This is a genomic window from Nocardioides sp. F233, from assembly GCF_057813895.1.
In genome coordinates, this window is record NZ_JBVASH010000003.1 from 400567 (window position 1) to 415401 (window position 14835).

General features: G+C 72.2%; 15 protein-coding genes. 10 read left to right on the plus strand and 5 right to left on the minus strand.

Features of this window, described 5'->3' with window-relative positions; genetic code table 11:
* Positions 1-116: 116 nt before the first annotated feature.
* Positions 117-1589, plus strand: a complete 1473-nt coding sequence (locus ACZYRU_RS13175; RefSeq protein ID WP_488957543.1) for a glycine hydroxymethyltransferase — start codon at positions 117-119, stop codon at positions 1587-1589.
* On the opposite strand, the gene ACZYRU_RS13180 is transcribed toward ACZYRU_RS13175, so the two are convergent.
* Both ACZYRU_RS13180 and ACZYRU_RS13185 read right to left on the minus strand, forming a co-directional pair.
* Positions 1570-2262 carry a response regulator gene (locus tag ACZYRU_RS13180; protein ID WP_488957544.1) on the minus strand — a complete coding sequence of 231 codons (693 nt, stop codon included), beginning with the start codon at positions 2260-2262 and terminating at the stop codon, positions 1570-1572. The genes ACZYRU_RS13175 and ACZYRU_RS13180 overlap by 20 nt on opposite strands.
* Positions 2259-3848: a sensor histidine kinase gene (locus ACZYRU_RS13185; protein WP_488957545.1), complete on the minus strand. Its 1590-nt coding sequence runs from the start codon at positions 3846-3848 to the stop codon at positions 2259-2261. Before ACZYRU_RS13185 ends, ACZYRU_RS13180 begins: the two co-directional genes overlap by 4 nt.
* Positions 3849-3984: 136 nt before the next feature.
* Between ACZYRU_RS13185 and ACZYRU_RS13190 the strand changes: the two genes are divergently transcribed.
* Positions 3985-5322 carry a cation:dicarboxylate symporter family transporter gene (locus ACZYRU_RS13190; protein WP_488957546.1) on the plus strand — a complete coding sequence of 446 codons (1338 nt, stop codon included), beginning with the start codon at positions 3985-3987 and terminating at the stop codon, positions 5320-5322.
* On the opposite strand, the gene ACZYRU_RS13195 is transcribed toward ACZYRU_RS13190, so the two are convergent.
* Positions 5310-6440 carry a phosphotransferase gene (locus tag ACZYRU_RS13195; protein ID WP_488957547.1) on the minus strand — a complete coding sequence of 377 codons (1131 nt, stop codon included), beginning with the start codon at positions 6438-6440 and terminating at the stop codon, positions 5310-5312. The two genes, ACZYRU_RS13190 and ACZYRU_RS13195, sit on opposite strands and share 13 nt — an antisense overlap.
* An 87-nt stretch (positions 6441-6527) precedes the next feature.
* Here ACZYRU_RS13195 and ACZYRU_RS13200 point away from each other — a divergent pair, with 87 nt between their 5' ends.
* The 7 genes from ACZYRU_RS13200 (at position 6528) to ACZYRU_RS13230 (ending at position 11002) form a co-directional block, all read left to right on the plus strand.
* On the plus strand, positions 6528-7481 hold the full coding sequence (locus tag ACZYRU_RS13200) for a YihY/virulence factor BrkB family protein (protein ID WP_488957548.1): 954 nt from the start codon (positions 6528-6530) through the stop codon (positions 7479-7481).
* Between the two features lie 9 nt (positions 7482-7490).
* Complete coding sequence (locus ACZYRU_RS13205) at positions 7491-8606, plus strand: potassium channel family protein (RefSeq protein WP_488957549.1); 1116 nt, start codon at positions 7491-7493, stop codon at positions 8604-8606.
* A 147-nt stretch (positions 8607-8753) separates the two neighbouring features.
* Positions 8754-8927, plus strand: coding sequence for a hypothetical protein (locus tag ACZYRU_RS13210; RefSeq protein ID WP_179725855.1), 174 nt, complete (start codon positions 8754-8756; stop codon positions 8925-8927).
* A 70-nt stretch (positions 8928-8997) separates the two neighbouring features.
* Positions 8998-9381, plus strand: coding sequence for a hypothetical protein (locus tag ACZYRU_RS13215; RefSeq protein ID WP_488957550.1), 384 nt, complete (start codon positions 8998-9000; stop codon positions 9379-9381).
* A gap of 31 nt (positions 9382-9412) precedes the next feature.
* A complete protein-coding gene (locus tag ACZYRU_RS13220; protein ID WP_488957551.1) occupies positions 9413-9622 on the plus strand; it encodes a hypothetical protein in 210 nt (69 codons plus the stop codon).
* A 548-nt stretch (positions 9623-10170) separates the two neighbouring features.
* Positions 10171-10575, plus strand: coding sequence for a YjbQ family protein (locus ACZYRU_RS13225; protein WP_488957552.1), 405 nt, complete (start codon positions 10171-10173; stop codon positions 10573-10575).
* 19 nt (positions 10576-10594) lie between these two features.
* Positions 10595-11002, plus strand: coding sequence for a YccF domain-containing protein (locus ACZYRU_RS13230; protein ID WP_488957553.1), 408 nt, complete (start codon positions 10595-10597; stop codon positions 11000-11002).
* A gap of 10 nt (positions 11003-11012) precedes the next feature.
* Here ACZYRU_RS13230 and ACZYRU_RS13235 read toward each other — a convergent pair whose 3' ends face one another.
* Both ACZYRU_RS13235 and ACZYRU_RS13240 read right to left on the minus strand, forming a co-directional pair.
* On the minus strand, positions 11013-12233 hold the full coding sequence (locus ACZYRU_RS13235; protein ID WP_488957554.1) for an alanine racemase: 1221 nt from the start codon (positions 12231-12233) through the stop codon (positions 11013-11015).
* Entirely contained in the window at positions 12230-13507 is a 1278-nt protein-coding gene (locus tag ACZYRU_RS13240; protein ID WP_488957555.1) for a D-arabinono-1,4-lactone oxidase, read from the minus strand. Before ACZYRU_RS13240 ends, ACZYRU_RS13235 begins: the two co-directional genes overlap by 4 nt.
* A gap of 131 nt (positions 13508-13638) precedes the next feature.
* Between ACZYRU_RS13240 and ACZYRU_RS13245 the strand changes: the two genes are divergently transcribed.
* On the plus strand, positions 13639-14829 hold the full coding sequence (locus ACZYRU_RS13245) for an MFS transporter (RefSeq protein WP_488957556.1): 1191 nt from the start codon (positions 13639-13641) through the stop codon (positions 14827-14829).
* The last annotated feature ends 6 nt before the right edge of the window (positions 14830-14835 follow it).

Consider the following 14835-nt stretch of genomic DNA (forward strand, 5'->3'; position numbering starts at 1 on the left):
ATAATGTGGACAGATCGTCCGCTGGAACCGCCCGTTCAGGCGGGACCTGCGACGCACGTCACACCAGGTGCTGCCTGCCAGCGCGCCAGCGGGTGTTCGCCACTACGCTGTGCGCCATGAGCGACAACTCCCTCAACGGCGCCCTCGTCAGCAGCGCCTACAACCAGGCCCTGGAGGTCATCGCCTCCGTCGAGCCGCGCATCGCGGACGCGACGCGCCAGGAGCTCGCCGACCAGCGAGCGTCGCTCAAGCTGATCGCGAGCGAGAACTACGCCTCCCCGGCCGTGCTGCTCACCATGGGCACCTGGTTCAGCGACAAGTACGCCGAGGGCACGGTCGGCCACCGCTTCTACGCCGGCTGCCAGAACGTCGACACCGTCGAGGCGCTCGCGGCCGAGCATGCTCGCGAGCTGTTCGGTGCCGAGTACGCCTACGTCCAGCCCCACTCCGGCATCGACGCCAACCTGACGGCGTACTGGGCGATCCTCGCCCACCGCGTCGAGGGACCGTGGCTGCAGGACGCCGGCGTCAAGAACATGAACGACCTCTCCGACGCCGACTGGGAGAAGCTGCGCCACGAGCTCGGCAACCAGCGCCTGCTCGGCATGAGCCTCGACACCGGCGGCCACCTCACCCACGGCTTCCGCCCGAACATCAGCGGCAAGATGTTCCACCAGCAGCAGTACGGCACCGACCCGGAGACCGGGCTCATCGACTACGACGCCCTGCGCGCCAAGGCCAAGGAGTTCAAGCCGCTCATCCTGGTCGCCGGCTACTCGGCGTACCCGCGCCGGGTGAACTTCGCCAAGATGCGCGAGATCGCCGACGAGGTCGGCGCCACCCTCATGGTCGACATGGCCCACTTCGCCGGACTGGTCGCGGGCAAGGTGTTCACCGGCGACGAGGACCCGATCCCGCACGCCCACGTCGTCACCAGCACCTCGCACAAGTCGCTGCGCGGCCCGCGCGGTGGCTTCATCCTCGCGACCGAGGAGTACGCCCCCAGCGTCGACCGCGGCTGCCCGATGGTGCTCGGCGGCCCGCTCTCGCACGTGATGGCCGCCAAGGCCGTCGCCTTCGCCGAGGCCCGCACCCCCGCCTTCCAGACCTACGCCCAGGCCGTCGCCGACAACGCGAAGTCGCTGGCCGAGGGCCTGATGAAGCGCGGCACCAAGCTGGTCACCGACGGCACCGACAACCACATCGTGCTGCTCGACGTGTCCTCGTTCGGCCTCACCGGCCGCCAGGCCGAGTCCGCGCTGCTCGACGCCGGCGTCGTCACCAACCGCAACTCGGTCCCGTCCGACCCGAACGGCGCCTGGTACACCTCCGGCATCCGGATCGGCACCCCCGCGCTCACCAGCCGCGGCTTCGGTGGCGCCGAGTTCGACGCGGTCGCCGACCTGATCGTGGAGGTCCTCGAGAACACCACGCCCGGTACGACGTCCGCCGGTGCGCCGTCGAAGGCCTCCTACGTCCTCGCGGACGGCGTGGCCGACAAGGTCCGCTCTGCCTCGGCGGAGCTGCTCGACAAGCACCCGCTGTACCCCGGTCTCGACCTGTCCAGAGCTAGCGCCAGGAGTAGCTGACCTCGGGCCGCCCGCCGCTCGCGCCGTACCTCAGGCCGCGGGCGGCGAGCCCCTGGTCGGCGAGGTGCTCGAGGTAGCGCCGCGCGGTGACGCGCGAGCTGCCGACGGCGGTCGCGACCTCGCTCGCCGACAGGTCGCCGTCGGCCTCGCGCAGCGCGGTCGTGACGGCACGCAGCGTCTCCGTGCTCATCCCCTTGGGGAGCGGCGCGGTGGCGCTGGGACGCAATGACCCGAGCAGCCGGTCGACCTCGTCCTGCACCACCTCGGCCGGGGCGGCGTCGAGCTCGGCGCGGTAGGCGGCGTACTGCTCGAGCTTGGTGCGGAAGGTCGCGAACGTGAACGGCTTGAGCAGGTAGAGCACGACGCCCTGGCCGACGGCCTGGCGCACCACCTGGGTGTCGCGGGCGGCGGTCACCGCGATCACGTCGCACAGGTGGCCCGCGCCGCGCAGGCCGGCCAGCAGCCCGAGCCCGTGGGTGTCGGGCAGGTTCATGTCGAGCAGCACCAGGTCGACCGGGGAGCCGGCGTCGCGGGCCGCGTCCAGGGCCCGGGCTGCCTCTCGCGCCGAGCGGGCGATGCCGGCCAGGGCGAAGCCCGGCACCCGCGCGACGTACGACGCGTGCGCCTCGGCCGCCAGCTCCTCGTCCTCGACGACGAGCACCCGCACGCTCATGACGCCGCTCCTGCGCGCAGGGTCACCGTGAACTCCGCGCCGCCCAGGGCGGATCGGCCGACGGTGACGTCTCCGCCGTGCTTGCGGGCCACCTGGACGACCAGCGCGAGGCCCAGCCCGCGGCCGGTGCCGGGCTCGGCCTTGGTGGTCCAGCCGCGGTCGAGCGCCCGCTCGGCGGCGTGCGCGTCGAGTCCCGGACCGCTGTCGCCGACCCGTACGACGAGCGTCCCGGCGTCGCCCTCGAAGGCGACCGCGACCCGGCGCGGGTCGGCGAGCGCGACGGCGTCGAAGGCGTTGTCGACCAGGTTGCCCACGACGGTGACCAGGTCGCGGGCCGGGATGGCGGTGCCGGCGGGGACGGTGCCGGTGATGGCGAGGTCGATGCCCCGCTCGGCGCCCTCGGCGGTCTTGCCGAGCAGCAGTGCGGCCAGCACCGGGTCCTCGACGGCGCCGACGACCTGGTCGGTCAGCAGCTGGGCGACGTGCAGCTCGGACGTCGCGAACTCGACCGCGTCGTCGGGGCGGCCCATCTCGATGAGGGACACCACGGTGTGCAGGCGGTTGGCGGACTCGTGGTTCTGCGAGCGGAGCGACTCGGTGAGCCGCCGTACGACCTCGAGCTCGCCGGTCACCGAGCGCAGCTCGGTGTGGTCGCGCAGCGTGACGACCGAGCCGACGTCGCGGCCGTCCCAGCGGGCCGGGGCAGCGGAGACGACGAGCATCCGCTCGCCCGCGAGGTAGAGGTCGTCGGACTCGGCGGTGCGCCCGCGCGCGGCGGCGACCAGGCCGGGCGCCAGGCCGAGTTCCTCGACCGGTCGGCCGACGACGTCCTCGGGCAGCGCGAGCAGCCGGCGCGCTTCGTCGTTGACCAGCTGCACCCGGCCGGTCCCGTCGAGGAGCAGCAGTCCCTCGCGCACGGAGTGCAGGACGGCCGAGTAGTACTCGTACATCCGGGCCAGCTCCTGCTCGCCCATCCCGTGGGTGACCCGGTGCAGCCGCCGGCCCAGCAGCCACGCGCCGGCGAGGCCGAGCAGCAGCACCAGCAGGCCGCACAGCACGACGATCGTGACGTCGCGCCGCAGGCCGCGGTCGATGTCGCTGACGGTGATCCCGACCGAGACCAGGGCGACGACCCTGCCGCCGTCCTCCACGGGTACGACGGAGCGCACCGACGGGCCGAGCGTCCCGGTGTACTGCTGGGTGAAGACCTCACCCCGGGGTGCGTCGCCGAGGTCGCCGACGAACTTCCCGCCGATCTTCGTCGGGTCGGGGTGCGTGTAGCGGGTGCGGTCCAGGCCCATCACGACGACGAAGTCGGTGTCAGTGTCGCGGCGGACCTGCTCGGCCCACGGCTGCAGCTCGGCGGTCGGGTCGGCGCTGCGCAGCGCCTCCCGGACGGCGGGGGAGTCGGCCACGGTCTGGGCCACGGCGACCGCGCGCTGGGTCGCTCGGCTCCGGGAGTCGCGTCGGGCGTCGTACGACGCCATCAGGATGCCGACCAGGACGAGCAGCAGCACCGTGCCGACCTGCAGCACCAGCACCTGGCGGGCGACCGGGCGGTCGCGGAGCAGGCGGGGACGGGGCACGTCGCCATTCTCGCCCACCCCGGGGCCGCTGATGTGACGTGCGCCACGAACACAACGAACACAACGGTGACGGTCGTCACGACGGGTCGCAGAGTGGCGGAGAACCCCAGCCAGACCAGGCGATACCGGAGGAACCATGACCACCACGGCGCGCGGTGCGCGGACGCACCACCTCTATCTCGCGGTGATCGGCGCGGTGCTGCTCGGCATCGCGACCGGCCTGCTGTTCCCGGCCTTCGCGGTGGAGCTCAAGCCGCTGGGCGAGGGCTTCGTCAACCTGATCAAGATGATGATCCAGCCGGTCATCTTCTGCACGATCGTCCTCGGCGTCGGATCCGTCGCCAGCGCTGCGAAGGTCGGCCGGGTCGGCGGCCTCGCGCTCGCGTACTTCCTGGTGATGTCGACGGTCGCGCTGTCGATCGGCATGCTCGTCGGCAACCTGCTGCAGCCCGGCGACGGCCTGCACCTGACCGCCGACGCCGTCGCGACTGCCCAGCAGAAGGCGGCGGAGGGCCACGCCGACACGACCGCGTTCCTGCTGGGCATCATCCCGACGTCTGCGTTCAGCGCGCTCACCAGCGGCAGCGTGCTGCAGACCCTGCTGGTCGCGCTGCTCGTCGGCTTCGCCCTGCAGCGGATGGGGACGACGAGCGCTCCCATCATCACCGCCGTCGGCCACCTGCAGCGGCTCGTGTTCCGGTTGCTGGCGATGATCATGTGGGCCGCGCCGGTCGGTGCGTTCGGCGCGATGGCCGCGGTCACCGGGCAGGGCGGCGTCGACGCGCTGAAGAGCCTCGCGGTGCTGATGGTCGGCTTCTACATCACCTGCGTGCTGTTCGTGGTCGTCGTCCTCGGCACGCTGCTCAAGCTCACCACCGGGATCAACATCTTCGCGCTGCTGCGCTACCTGGGCCGCGAGTTCCTGCTCATCCTCGCCACGTCCTCCTCGGAGTCCGCGTTGCCCCGGGCGATCGCCAAGCTCGAGCACGCCGGCATCGACAAGACGACTGTCGGCGTCGTCGTCCCGACCGGCTACTCGTTCAACCTCGACGGCACCGCGATCTACCTGACCATGGCCTCGATCTTCATCGCCGAGGCCGTCGGCACCCCGCTCGCGATCGGTGAGCAGATCTCCCTGCTGCTGTTCATGATGATCGCGGCCAAGGGCGCCGCGGGCGTCACCGGCTCCGGCATGGCGGTGCTGGCAGGCGGCCTGCAGTCGCACCGTCCCGACCTGGTCGACGGTGTCGGACTGATCGTCGGCATCGACCGGTTCATGTCCGAGGCCCGGGCGCTGACCAACTTCGCCGGCAATGCGGTCGGCACCGTCCTGGTCGGGCACTGGACCGGCACCATCGACCGGGCCCGGCTGGACCGCGTGCTCGCCGGCGAGGAGCCCTTCGACGAGACCACGATGATCGACGACCACGTCGCCCCCGAGGCCGAGCCGGAGCGCGTGCCTCAGCCGGTCTGATCGACCAGGTCCAGGCTGTAGCGGGCGATGGCTGCTCTCGTGGCTGCCATCGCCCGCAGTGCGTCCGTGGGCTCCTCCCCGAGCACCTCGAACGGGATCGCGGACAGCCCGCTGAAGATCAGCAGGTGCAGCGCGTGCGCCCGGCGGACCGTGTCGGTGCCGAGGTCGACGCCCTCGGCGACCAGCCCGTCGACGTACGCCGCCAGGCAGGCCTCGTCGCGCTCGGCCAGGTCGCTCGCGTCACGGCGCCCGATCTGGACGTCGCCGACGAGGAGCTGCCCGAGGTCGAACCCGACCGGCAGGGCCATGAAGAACCCGAAGTCGATCATCGTGAAGCCGTCGCGTCCGGGCCGGACGAGCAGGTTGTTGGGGCACGCGTCGCCGTGGCCGACCAGCTCCGGCAGGGCCAGCAGCTCCTCGGTGAGCCGGGGGAGGTGCTCGACGGCGGCCAGCAGCCGGGGTTGCAGGTCCGCGAACGCCCCGGCCACGAGCGGATGGCGCCACACGCCCTCGTCCCCGAGGATCGGCAGCACCTGGTGCCCCAGGCGCCCGTCGACGTAGCTGCGGACGTCCCACTCCCGGCTGCCGATCCGGGCGAGCGCCCGGATGCCGGGCCGCGCGGCGAACCGGCCCAGCAGGTGGGCCGCCTGCCGGTAGCGGTCCAGGTCCCACACGACATCCGTCGCCGGCACGACCTCGAGCCACACGGCGTACGCCCGCTCGTCGATGTAGTGAACCCCCAGCGCTCGCGGGATCGCCAGTCCCTCGGGCAGGTGGTCGGCGAGATCCGAGGCGTAGACCGCGCCCTCGGTGCGCCACGGCACCATCGCGGCGGCCCAGGACCGGATCTCCTCCGGCACGTCGAGGAAGAACGGCGAGCGCGACCACTCGTGGACGTGCTTCACGAAGAGGCGGAAGTCGTGCGCGTGGCCGTCGACGGAGGCGGTGCCGCGCACCCACCAGCGGCCGCCGGTGGTGATCGCGGGCAGCGCGTAGTCGACGACCTCGGCGTACGACGAGACCAGCTCGACGTCGTCCACCCCGAGCAGGTCGGCGACCATCGCAGCGAGCACGTCGTCGCCGACATCGGCGGCACCGAGAGCGGATCGGTCGTGCACGGTGACCTCCTGAGCGACGCAGATCACCCGATCGTAGGGCCGTGCGGGTCCCCGGGGCACCGACTCCGGGCCGCTAGCGTGAGGCCCATGGCGGAGGACTCGGGCACCCAGGTCGTGCTGCCGTGGCCCCGTCGCCTCGCCCACCTGGTCTGGCGCCTGGTCGTCACGACGGTGAGCTCCTGCCTGAAGTACCGCGTCACCGGCCTCGCTGCCGAGGCCGCCTTCTTCGCTGTCGTCTCGGTGCCGCCGCTGATCTTCGCGCTCGCCGGTGGCGTCGGCTATGTCACCGAGCACTTCACCGCCGCCCAGGTCGAGGAGGTACGACGCGCCGTCGTCGACCTGTTCTCGCGCTTCCTGACCGACACAGCGGTCAACAAGGTGATCAAGCCGACCATGGACGACGTGCTGCGCGGCGGCCGGTTCGACGTGATCTCGCTCGGGTTCGTGCTCGCGCTCTGGTCGGGGTCCCGTGCCCTCAACGTCTTCGTCGACACCATCACGATCATGCACGGGCTCGGCGGGCACCGGGGGATCGTGAGGACCCGCGCCCTGTCGTTCGTCCTCTACATCCTCGCGGTCATCACCGGCGCGATCACGCTGCCGCTCGTCGTCGCCGGCCCCAAGCTGGTGCGGTCCTGGCTGCCCAACCGGGCCGAGTTCCTGATGCAGTTCTACTGGCCGCTCATCGTCGTTCTGTGCGTGTGCTTCCTCGCCACGCTCTACCACGTGTCGGTGCCGGTGCGGACCAACTGGAGCTTCAATCTGCCGGGCGCGGTGTTCTCGCTGACCAGCTGGATCGTCGGTTCCTACCTGCTGCGCTGGGTGCTCACCGTGACCGCTGAGGACTCGCACTCGATCTACGGCCCGCTGGCCGCGCCGATCGCGATCCTGGTGTGGCTCTACATCGCCGCACTGGCCGTGCTGATCGGTGCGGGAGTCAACGCTTCCTTCGACGAGGTGTTCCCCCAGGAGACCACGCAGCGGGCGCGCCGGGAGCTGCTGGACCGCCTGCTGCGTCGTACGCCGGACCCGGTGGAGTAGGTTCCCGCCGTGGGCGTGCTGAGCGGAGGACCGGCCGAGACCCCCCTGACGGGGCAGGTCGCGCTGCCGGAGCGGAACCGGTCGCCGTGGTGGCAGCTGGGCCGCCGGCTGTTGCTCGCATTCGCGATCCTCGCCGGCACCGTGCTGCTGGTCTACCTGGACCGCGAGGGCTACCGCGACACCGGTGACGCGACCGCGGCCGACCCCAACGGCACGATCTCGCTGATCGACTCGGTCTACTACACGACCGTCACGCTGAGCACCACCGGCTACGGCGACATCTCGCCGATCAGCGACGGCGCCCGCCTGGTCAACGCCTTCATCATCACGCCGGCCCGCATCGGGTTCCTCGTGCTCTTGATCGGCACCACGCTCGAGGTGCTCGCGCAGCGCAGCCGCGAGCTCTTCCGCATCTCCCGTTGGAGGAAGCACATGGGACACCACGTCGTGGTGATCGGCTACGGCACCAAGGGCCGCAGCGCCGTCGAGACGCTGGTCGGCAACGGCCTCGACCGCGAGCACATCGTGGTCGTCGACCCGAGCCCGGTGGCCCTGGCCGACGCCCACGCCGACCAGCTCGCCGTCGTCACCGGAGACGCCACCCGGCGTGGCGTCCTGCAGCGCGCCGGCGTCGCGGAGGCCGACCAGGTCATCATCACCACCGGTCGCGACGACTCCAACGTGCTCGCCGCGCTGACCGTGCGCCAGCTCAACCCCGACGCCTGGATCGTCGCGTCGGTCAGTGAGCAGGAGAACGCCCCGCTGATGCGCCAGTCCGGCGCCGACTCGGTGATCACGTCCTCCGACGCCGTCGGCCGACTCCTCGGCCTCTCCACGCTCTCGCCCACGCTGGGCACGGTGATGGAGGACCTGCTGACGTACGGCGAGGGGCTCGAGGTCGCCGAGCGCGAGCTGCTCGTCAACGAGGTCGGCATGCCGCCCCAGTCGCTGCCCGACCAGGTGATCGCGGTGATCCGCGACGAGAAGGTCTACCGCTACTTCGACCCGGTCGTGACCCTGCTCGCGCGCGGCGACCGGCTGGTCGTCGTACGTCCGGCCAAGGAGCTGCCGTGGGCCCCGCGTCCCGGCACCCACGACGAGGACTTCGCCACCGACGAGGACTGACCCGATCGGCGGTCGGGACCGTCGACGGGACCACTGGTCCTCCCGGACTACGCCGGCCGCCGACGACCGTCCTGACCTGCGGGTCGATCGGTCCGAACCCGGTCGCGGCGCGCGACATCGGGTGCGCGAACCGGCAGTGTTGGCCGCATGGGGAAGGACTTCGGACCGTGGGTGCGCCACGACTGGTGCCCTCGTTGCTACCGGCTGACGGAGCAGACGCGTTGGTACCGCCGGCTGCTGGGGGAGCCGCCCGACCAGCACGAGCGGCGGGTGCGCTGCAACGAGTGCTCGGCCGACCTGGACCACGCCGCTGCGAGCTGAGGGGCGTGGGGTTGCAGCCTGCGGATCGGGTACTGCGCGTGCGTAGCCCGTATCCGAGGAGGAGGCACCCATGCACCACAAGAGCACGACAGAACAGCTGAGGGACGACCTGCGCGACCTGGTCGACGCCGTCGTGCCCGACGTCGAGTCCGCCGTCCACACCGTCGCGGAGAAGGCCCCACCCCTGATCCACCACGGCCGCGCGGCGGCCGTCGAGAAGGGCGCGCACGCCGCGACGTTGCTCGCCCGACGGATCCCGGACCCGGTCCTCGACCGGCTGCCGGACTCCGTCGCGGAGCGCATCCCGCAACCGCACCGCAGGCGTGGCCGCGCACTCGTGGTGCTCGGCGCGCTCGGCCTGCTCGGTGCCGCCGCGGCACTCGCCGCGCGCCGTCGGCAGGCGCCACCGCAGCGTCCCGTCGCGGCTGGGCCCGACGAGGAGAGCCGGGCCTGACGCATTCGAACACATGTTCTATTCTGGCGTCATGACGGGGGTGCGGCACGTGTGGGTCCGGCTGGCGTTCGTGCCCGTCGAGCTGCCCGGCCTGGTGCTCGACTGGCGCTCGACCGAGCGCGGGTGGGAAGGCCTGGTGTCGTACGTCGACCGTGAGGGCCGGGCGGTCACCGAGTGGCTGGCCGCCACTGCCTTGCGACCCATCGGGCCCGACCACAAGGCCGGCGCGGCGGGCCGGTGACCCGGCCGGAAATCGGCCGACCTCATCTCGCCGATTTCGCCCCACGTGGCGGTTCCGGCCACTACTCTCGGTCCCGGTTCCCCAACCACAGCGTGCCCGACGAACCCCACACTCGCCGGGCACCAGGCGCCCTGCCCGGCCATGCCGGGCAGGGCGTTCCTCTTGGCGGGATGGGCACTTCGTGACGCGGCGGGTAAAGCCTTCGCGAAGTTCGCTCCCGGCCTTCCGCGGTCGACCTATGGTGAGCCAGGACCAGGCGAGTCTCGGGATCTGCCCGGTTGCGACGATGAAGGGATCCCGCGCATGTCGATCGTGCGACGTCCGCAGCTCGACGCGGCTCCCTGCATCCCTCCTTCCCCGGCTCGTGGTTGTTCCCTGCAACGAGCCGGCCGTGGTGAGGCGTCCCCACTCAGCCTGACCACGGGCGGGTGCTCTCCGGGAGACCACTGAGTGCCTGTCGGGCCCGGGAATCCCCGGGTGTCCGCTCCGTCGCAGGAAGAGCGCGCCTGCGACGGAGCGGGCGACGACATGGACGACATGATGGTCGCGTGGACACCGAGACCCGGACCTACCGCACGGGCGACCGCGATGTCGTCCTCGACCTGACCCGCGACTGCGCAGCGTTCGTGGCCGGCCGCGGCGACGGCCTGCTCCACGTCTTCGTCCCGCACGCCACCTGCGGCCTCGCGATCCTCGAGACCGGCGCCGGCAGCGACGAAGACCTGCTCTCGCTCCTCGGTGACCTGCTGCCCGCCGACGACCGATGGCGGCACCGCCACGGCACCCGCGGCCACGGCCGTTCGCACGTGCTGCCGGCACTGGTGCCGCCGTACGCCACCGTCCCGGTGCTCGCTGGGAGCCTGGCCCTCGGCACCTGGCAGAGCATCTGCCTGGTCGACCTCAACGTCGACAACCACGAGCGTGACGTGCGGTTCAGCTTCCTCGCGGGGTGAGGTCTCCTAGGCTCGCCCCATGAAGGTGCTGCTGAACGTGATCTGGCTGGTCCTGTGCGGGTTCTGGATGTTCCTCGGCTACCTGGCCGCCGGCGCCCTGTGGTGCATCACCATCATCGGCATCCCGTTCGGCCTGGCGTCCTTCCGGATCGGCTTCTTCGCGCTGTGGCCGTTCGGTCGCACGGTCGTGGTCCGGCAGAGCGCGGGGATCGCGAGCGGGATCGGCAACGTGCTGTGGTTCGTGTTCTCCGGGATCTGGCTGGCCATCGGCCACGTCGTCACCGGCGTGCTGCTGTGCCTCACAGTCATCGGCATCCCGCTCGGGCTGGCCAACTTCAAGATGATCCCGGTCAGCCTGCTGCCGCTCGGCCGCGAGATCGTGCCGACCGACCAGGCCGGCGCGGTGCTGGCCGGCGCCCGCTTCTGACCGGCACGCGTCACAGGAACGCGCGTCCCTCGCCGCGGTAGGTCGGCACCTGGTCGACGACCCTCCCGTCATCGACCAGGTGCAGCTCGTTGACCCGCTCGCACACCTCGCCGGCCTTGGCGTGCCGGAACCAGACCCGGTCGCCGACCCGGAGGTCGGCGGCGTTGGTGAGCGGGGTCTGCGCCTCGCCGGCGCCCTCCATCGACGTGAGCCTGAGCCCGGCGGGCCACACCGGCGTCGGGAGCCGGTCCGGGCCGGGGACGCCGCTGGCGACCCAGCCGCCGCCGAGCACCGTGGCGATGTCGGGGGTCGGGCGTCGTACGACACTGGTGACGAAGTACGCCGCCGGCCGGGGCTGGAAGCGGCGGTAGCCGTCGAACAGGGTGGGGCAGTAGAGCCCCGACCCGGCGGCCACCTCGGTGACGGCGTCCTCGGCGACCGTGGTCTCGATGCTGCCGGTGCCGCCGCCGTTGACGAACTCGAGGTCGACGACCTCCCGGACGGCGGCCACCGCCGCGCCCCGGCGGCGGGCCAGCTCGGCGATCGAGGTCGCCTGGACGGCACGGATCTGCGCGCGGTGCAGCAGCGAGCCCGTGTTGTCGCCGAGGCCGGCCACCTGTCCCTCGTAGGCCATCATCCCGACCAGCCGGACCTTCGGGCGGGCGGTGATCGCGAGCGCGGTCCGGCGGGCGGCCTCGGGTGCGTGGACGGGGGAGCGGCGGGTGCCGAGGTGCACCCGTCCCTGCAACAGCTGCAGCGAGGCGTCGAGGTCGAGGCAGACCCGGATCGGAGGCGCGCCCGCGGGCAGGGCGCTCTCGATCAGGTCGACCTGCTCCATCGAGTCGACCATCAGAGTCACGCGGGCGGCCAGCTGCTCGTCGCTCGCCAGCTCCTGGATCGCGTGCACGTCGGCCGTGGGGTACCCGACCACCACGTCCTCGCAGGTCCGCGCGAGCCACAGCGCCTCGGGCAGGGTGAGCGCGAGGACGCCGGCGAACCCGTCGAGGTCGAGCACTGCATCGCTGATCGCGCGGCAGCGCACCGACTTGGTCGCGAGCCGCACCGGCTTGCCGGCCGCCCGGCTCACCAGTGAGCGGGCGTTGGTGGCGAGCGCGCCGAGGTCGACGACGGCGTACGGCGGCTCGAGGTGGGCGGTTGCTGCGGCGAGCGTGGCGACGCTGGCCGCGGGCGTGGTGACGGCCGCCAGGTCGAGCACCTGCGTCGCGGTCATCCGAAGATCCGCTCGACGTGGGCGTTGGTGAACACGCCGTCGGGGTCGAAGCGCTTGCGGACCTCGAGGAAGGCGTCGAACTCGGGGTAGAGCCCACGCAGCGTCTCGGCACCCAGGGTGTGCCGTTTGCCCCAGTGCGGGCGGGCGCCGTACGCCGCCGCGATCTCCTCGATCGCGGAGAAGTACTCCTGCCAGGCCATGCCGGCGTACGCGTGCGCGGCGATGTACGCCGTCGGGCGGCCGTAGGACGGGCTCAGCATCGACTCCGTGTCGGCGGCGACGAAGCGCACCTCGAGCGGGAAGTTCACGTCGAACCCGCGGCGCTCGATCATCGCGAGGATGTCCGTGAGCGCCGCGGTGGCGGCCTCGCGCGGGAAGGCCCACTCGGTCTCGGTGAACCGGACCAGCCGTGGGCTGGAGAACACCTGGTGGCTGACGTTGACCCGGCTGGACGAGCCGGCCAGCCGGGTGACGGTGCGGTTGAGACGCGGGATCGCCGACGGGAAGCGGCGCCCGGCACGGCACACCAGGTCGAGGACCCGGTTCTCGACGATCACCTCGTCGACGTACGCCCCGACCTTGCCGCGGGTGCGGATCGGCTCGTCGGTGCGGTTGAGCTCCTTGGTGAGCGCGTCGTCGGCGTGCGGGAAGACGAAGAACTCGAAGTGGTCGTTGCCGTCGGCGTACGCGTCGAGCTCGGCGAGCACCTCGGACAGCGGGAGCCGGTCGCGACGCTCGTGGAGGCGGAAGGACGGCACCGTGCGCAGGGTGTACGCCGTCACGACGCCCAGCGCGCCGACACTGACCCGGGCCGCGCGCAGGTCGTCGCCCGAGACCTCGACGACCGTGCCGTCGGCGGTGACCAGCTCGGCCGACTCGACGAGGGTGGCGAGGTTGCCGAGCTTGGCGCCGGTGCCGTGGGTCGCGGTCGAGATGGCACCGGCCGCGCTCTGCACGTTGATGTCGCCGAGGTTGGCGAAGGCCAGGCCGTGGTCGTCGAGGAGGTCGTTGAGGTCGTGCAGCCGGGTGCCGGCGGCGACCCGGACCAGGCCGGTCGCGCGGTCGACGTGGTGCAGGCCGGTCAGGTTGTCGAGGGACATCAGGGTCCCGTCGGTGACGACGTTGTCGCCGAAGGCGTGCCCCGCACCGACGACGCGGACCACCTCGCGTCGCTCGGCAGCGCTGCGCACGGTCGAGACGACCTCGTCGACGGACGACGGCAGGGCGTGCCGAGCCGGGGTGCAGCTCTGGTCGCCGGTCCAGTTGTTCCACATGGCGACCACCATGCCTCGGCCCGGCGTACCGGTGAAGCACGGGAATCCGCACTCACTCACATCGGCCCGGTTGTCAATCGACGGTGGGTTGTTGTTTCCCTCGAGCGCGTGAGCGGGGTCACGCTTCCTCCATGGCCGCGACCGATCCCCACCGCCGCTCCAGCTGGGCCGTCCTCGCGGCGTTCGCCGTCGTCGGCGCCGTCACCCAGCTGCTCTGGCTCACCTATGCGCCGGTCACGACCGCGGCCGCCGACCACTACGGCGTCTCCGAGGGCGCGATCGGCTGGCTGGCCAACGTCTTCCCGCTCTTCTACGTCGTCCTCGCGATCCCCACCGGCCTGGCCCTCGACCGCTGGCTGCGCCCGACCCTGGCGCTCGGTGCGGTGCTCACCGCGCTCGGCGCGTGCGTGCGCCTGGCCGGCGACGACTTCGGTACGGCGCTCGCGGGCCAGACCCTGATCGCCATCGCCCAGCCCCTCGTGGTCACCGCCACCTCGGCGGTCCCGGCCCGTTACCTGCGCGCCGCCGACCGGCCCCGCGGCATCGCGGCCGCCTCCGCCAGCACCTTCGCCGGCATGATCCTGGCCTTCCTGCTCGGCACCGTCGTCAGCCTGCACACCGCGCTGGTGGTCGGGGCGGTCGTCGCGGTGGGTGCGGCGGTGGTGCTCCTCGTCGTGCTCCGCGAGGCGCCCGGGTTCGTGCCCGAGCAGCCCGCGGCCGGCCTGGTGGACTTCCTCGCCGCCTGGCGCAACCCGGTCGTGCGCCGGATGTGCGTGCTCGTGCCGATCCCGTTCGGCACCTTCACCGCCCTCACCACCTGGGGCCAGCCGCTGCTCGAGCCCGCCGGCGTCAGCAGCGACCAGGCCGGGCTGCTCCTGCTGCTCAACGTCACCGCCGGCGTGATCGGCTGCGCCGTCGTACCGGTGTGGGCGGCGGACCGCGGCCGGCAGCGCCAGGCCGTCCTCGCCGGGGTGCTCGCCGCCGTCGCCGGCTGCCTCGTCCTCGCGTCCTTCCCGGGGATGGGCACGGGGCTCGGTGTGTTCGTCGTGGTCGGTGCGCTCCTGCTGCCCGCCCTGCCGATCGTGCTGGAGCTGAGCGAGCGCGCGTCCGGGCCGTCCGCCGGTGCCGCCGCGGGTCTGGTCTGGATGGCCGGGCAGCTGGGCGCGCTGGTCGTCACCGGTCTCGCCGGCCTGCTGGTCGACGCGCCGGCCGCGGCGTTCGCCTTCCTCGCCGCCGTCACCCTGCTCGCGCTGCCGGCCCTCCCGCTAGCATCACGGACATCGACCTCCAGACCCGCAAGCTCCGCTACTTCCTCGCGGTAGCCGACG

Excerpts from the sequence above, each read along its gene's own strand:
- ACZYRU_RS13175 (WP_488957543.1), top strand. The coding sequence starts at position 117 with ATGAGCGACAACTCCCTCAACGGCGCCCTCGTCAGCAGCGCCTACAAC.
- ACZYRU_RS13180 (WP_488957544.1), bottom strand. The coding sequence starts at position 2,262 with ATGAGCGTGCGGGTGCTCGTCGTCGAGGACGAGGAGCTGGCGGCCGAG.
- ACZYRU_RS13190 (WP_488957546.1), top strand. The coding sequence starts at position 3,985 with ATGACCACCACGGCGCGCGGTGCGCGGACGCACCACCTCTATCTCGCG.
- ACZYRU_RS13200 (WP_488957548.1), top strand. The coding sequence starts at position 6,528 with ATGGCGGAGGACTCGGGCACCCAGGTCGTGCTGCCGTGGCCCCGTCGC.
- ACZYRU_RS13210 (WP_179725855.1), top strand. The coding sequence starts at position 8,754 with ATGGGGAAGGACTTCGGACCGTGGGTGCGCCACGACTGGTGCCCTCGT.
- ACZYRU_RS13215 (WP_488957550.1), top strand. The coding sequence starts at position 8,998 with ATGCACCACAAGAGCACGACAGAACAGCTGAGGGACGACCTGCGCGAC.
- ACZYRU_RS13220 (WP_488957551.1), top strand. The coding sequence starts at position 9,413 with ATGACGGGGGTGCGGCACGTGTGGGTCCGGCTGGCGTTCGTGCCCGTC.
- ACZYRU_RS13230 (WP_488957553.1), top strand. The coding sequence starts at position 10,595 with ATGAAGGTGCTGCTGAACGTGATCTGGCTGGTCCTGTGCGGGTTCTGG.
- ACZYRU_RS13235 (WP_488957554.1), bottom strand. The coding sequence starts at position 12,233 with ATGACCGCGACGCAGGTGCTCGACCTGGCGGCCGTCACCACGCCCGCG.
- ACZYRU_RS13240 (WP_488957555.1), bottom strand. The coding sequence starts at position 13,507 with ATGTGGAACAACTGGACCGGCGACCAGAGCTGCACCCCGGCTCGGCAC.
- ACZYRU_RS13245 (WP_488957556.1), top strand. The coding sequence starts at position 13,639 with ATGGCCGCGACCGATCCCCACCGCCGCTCCAGCTGGGCCGTCCTCGCG.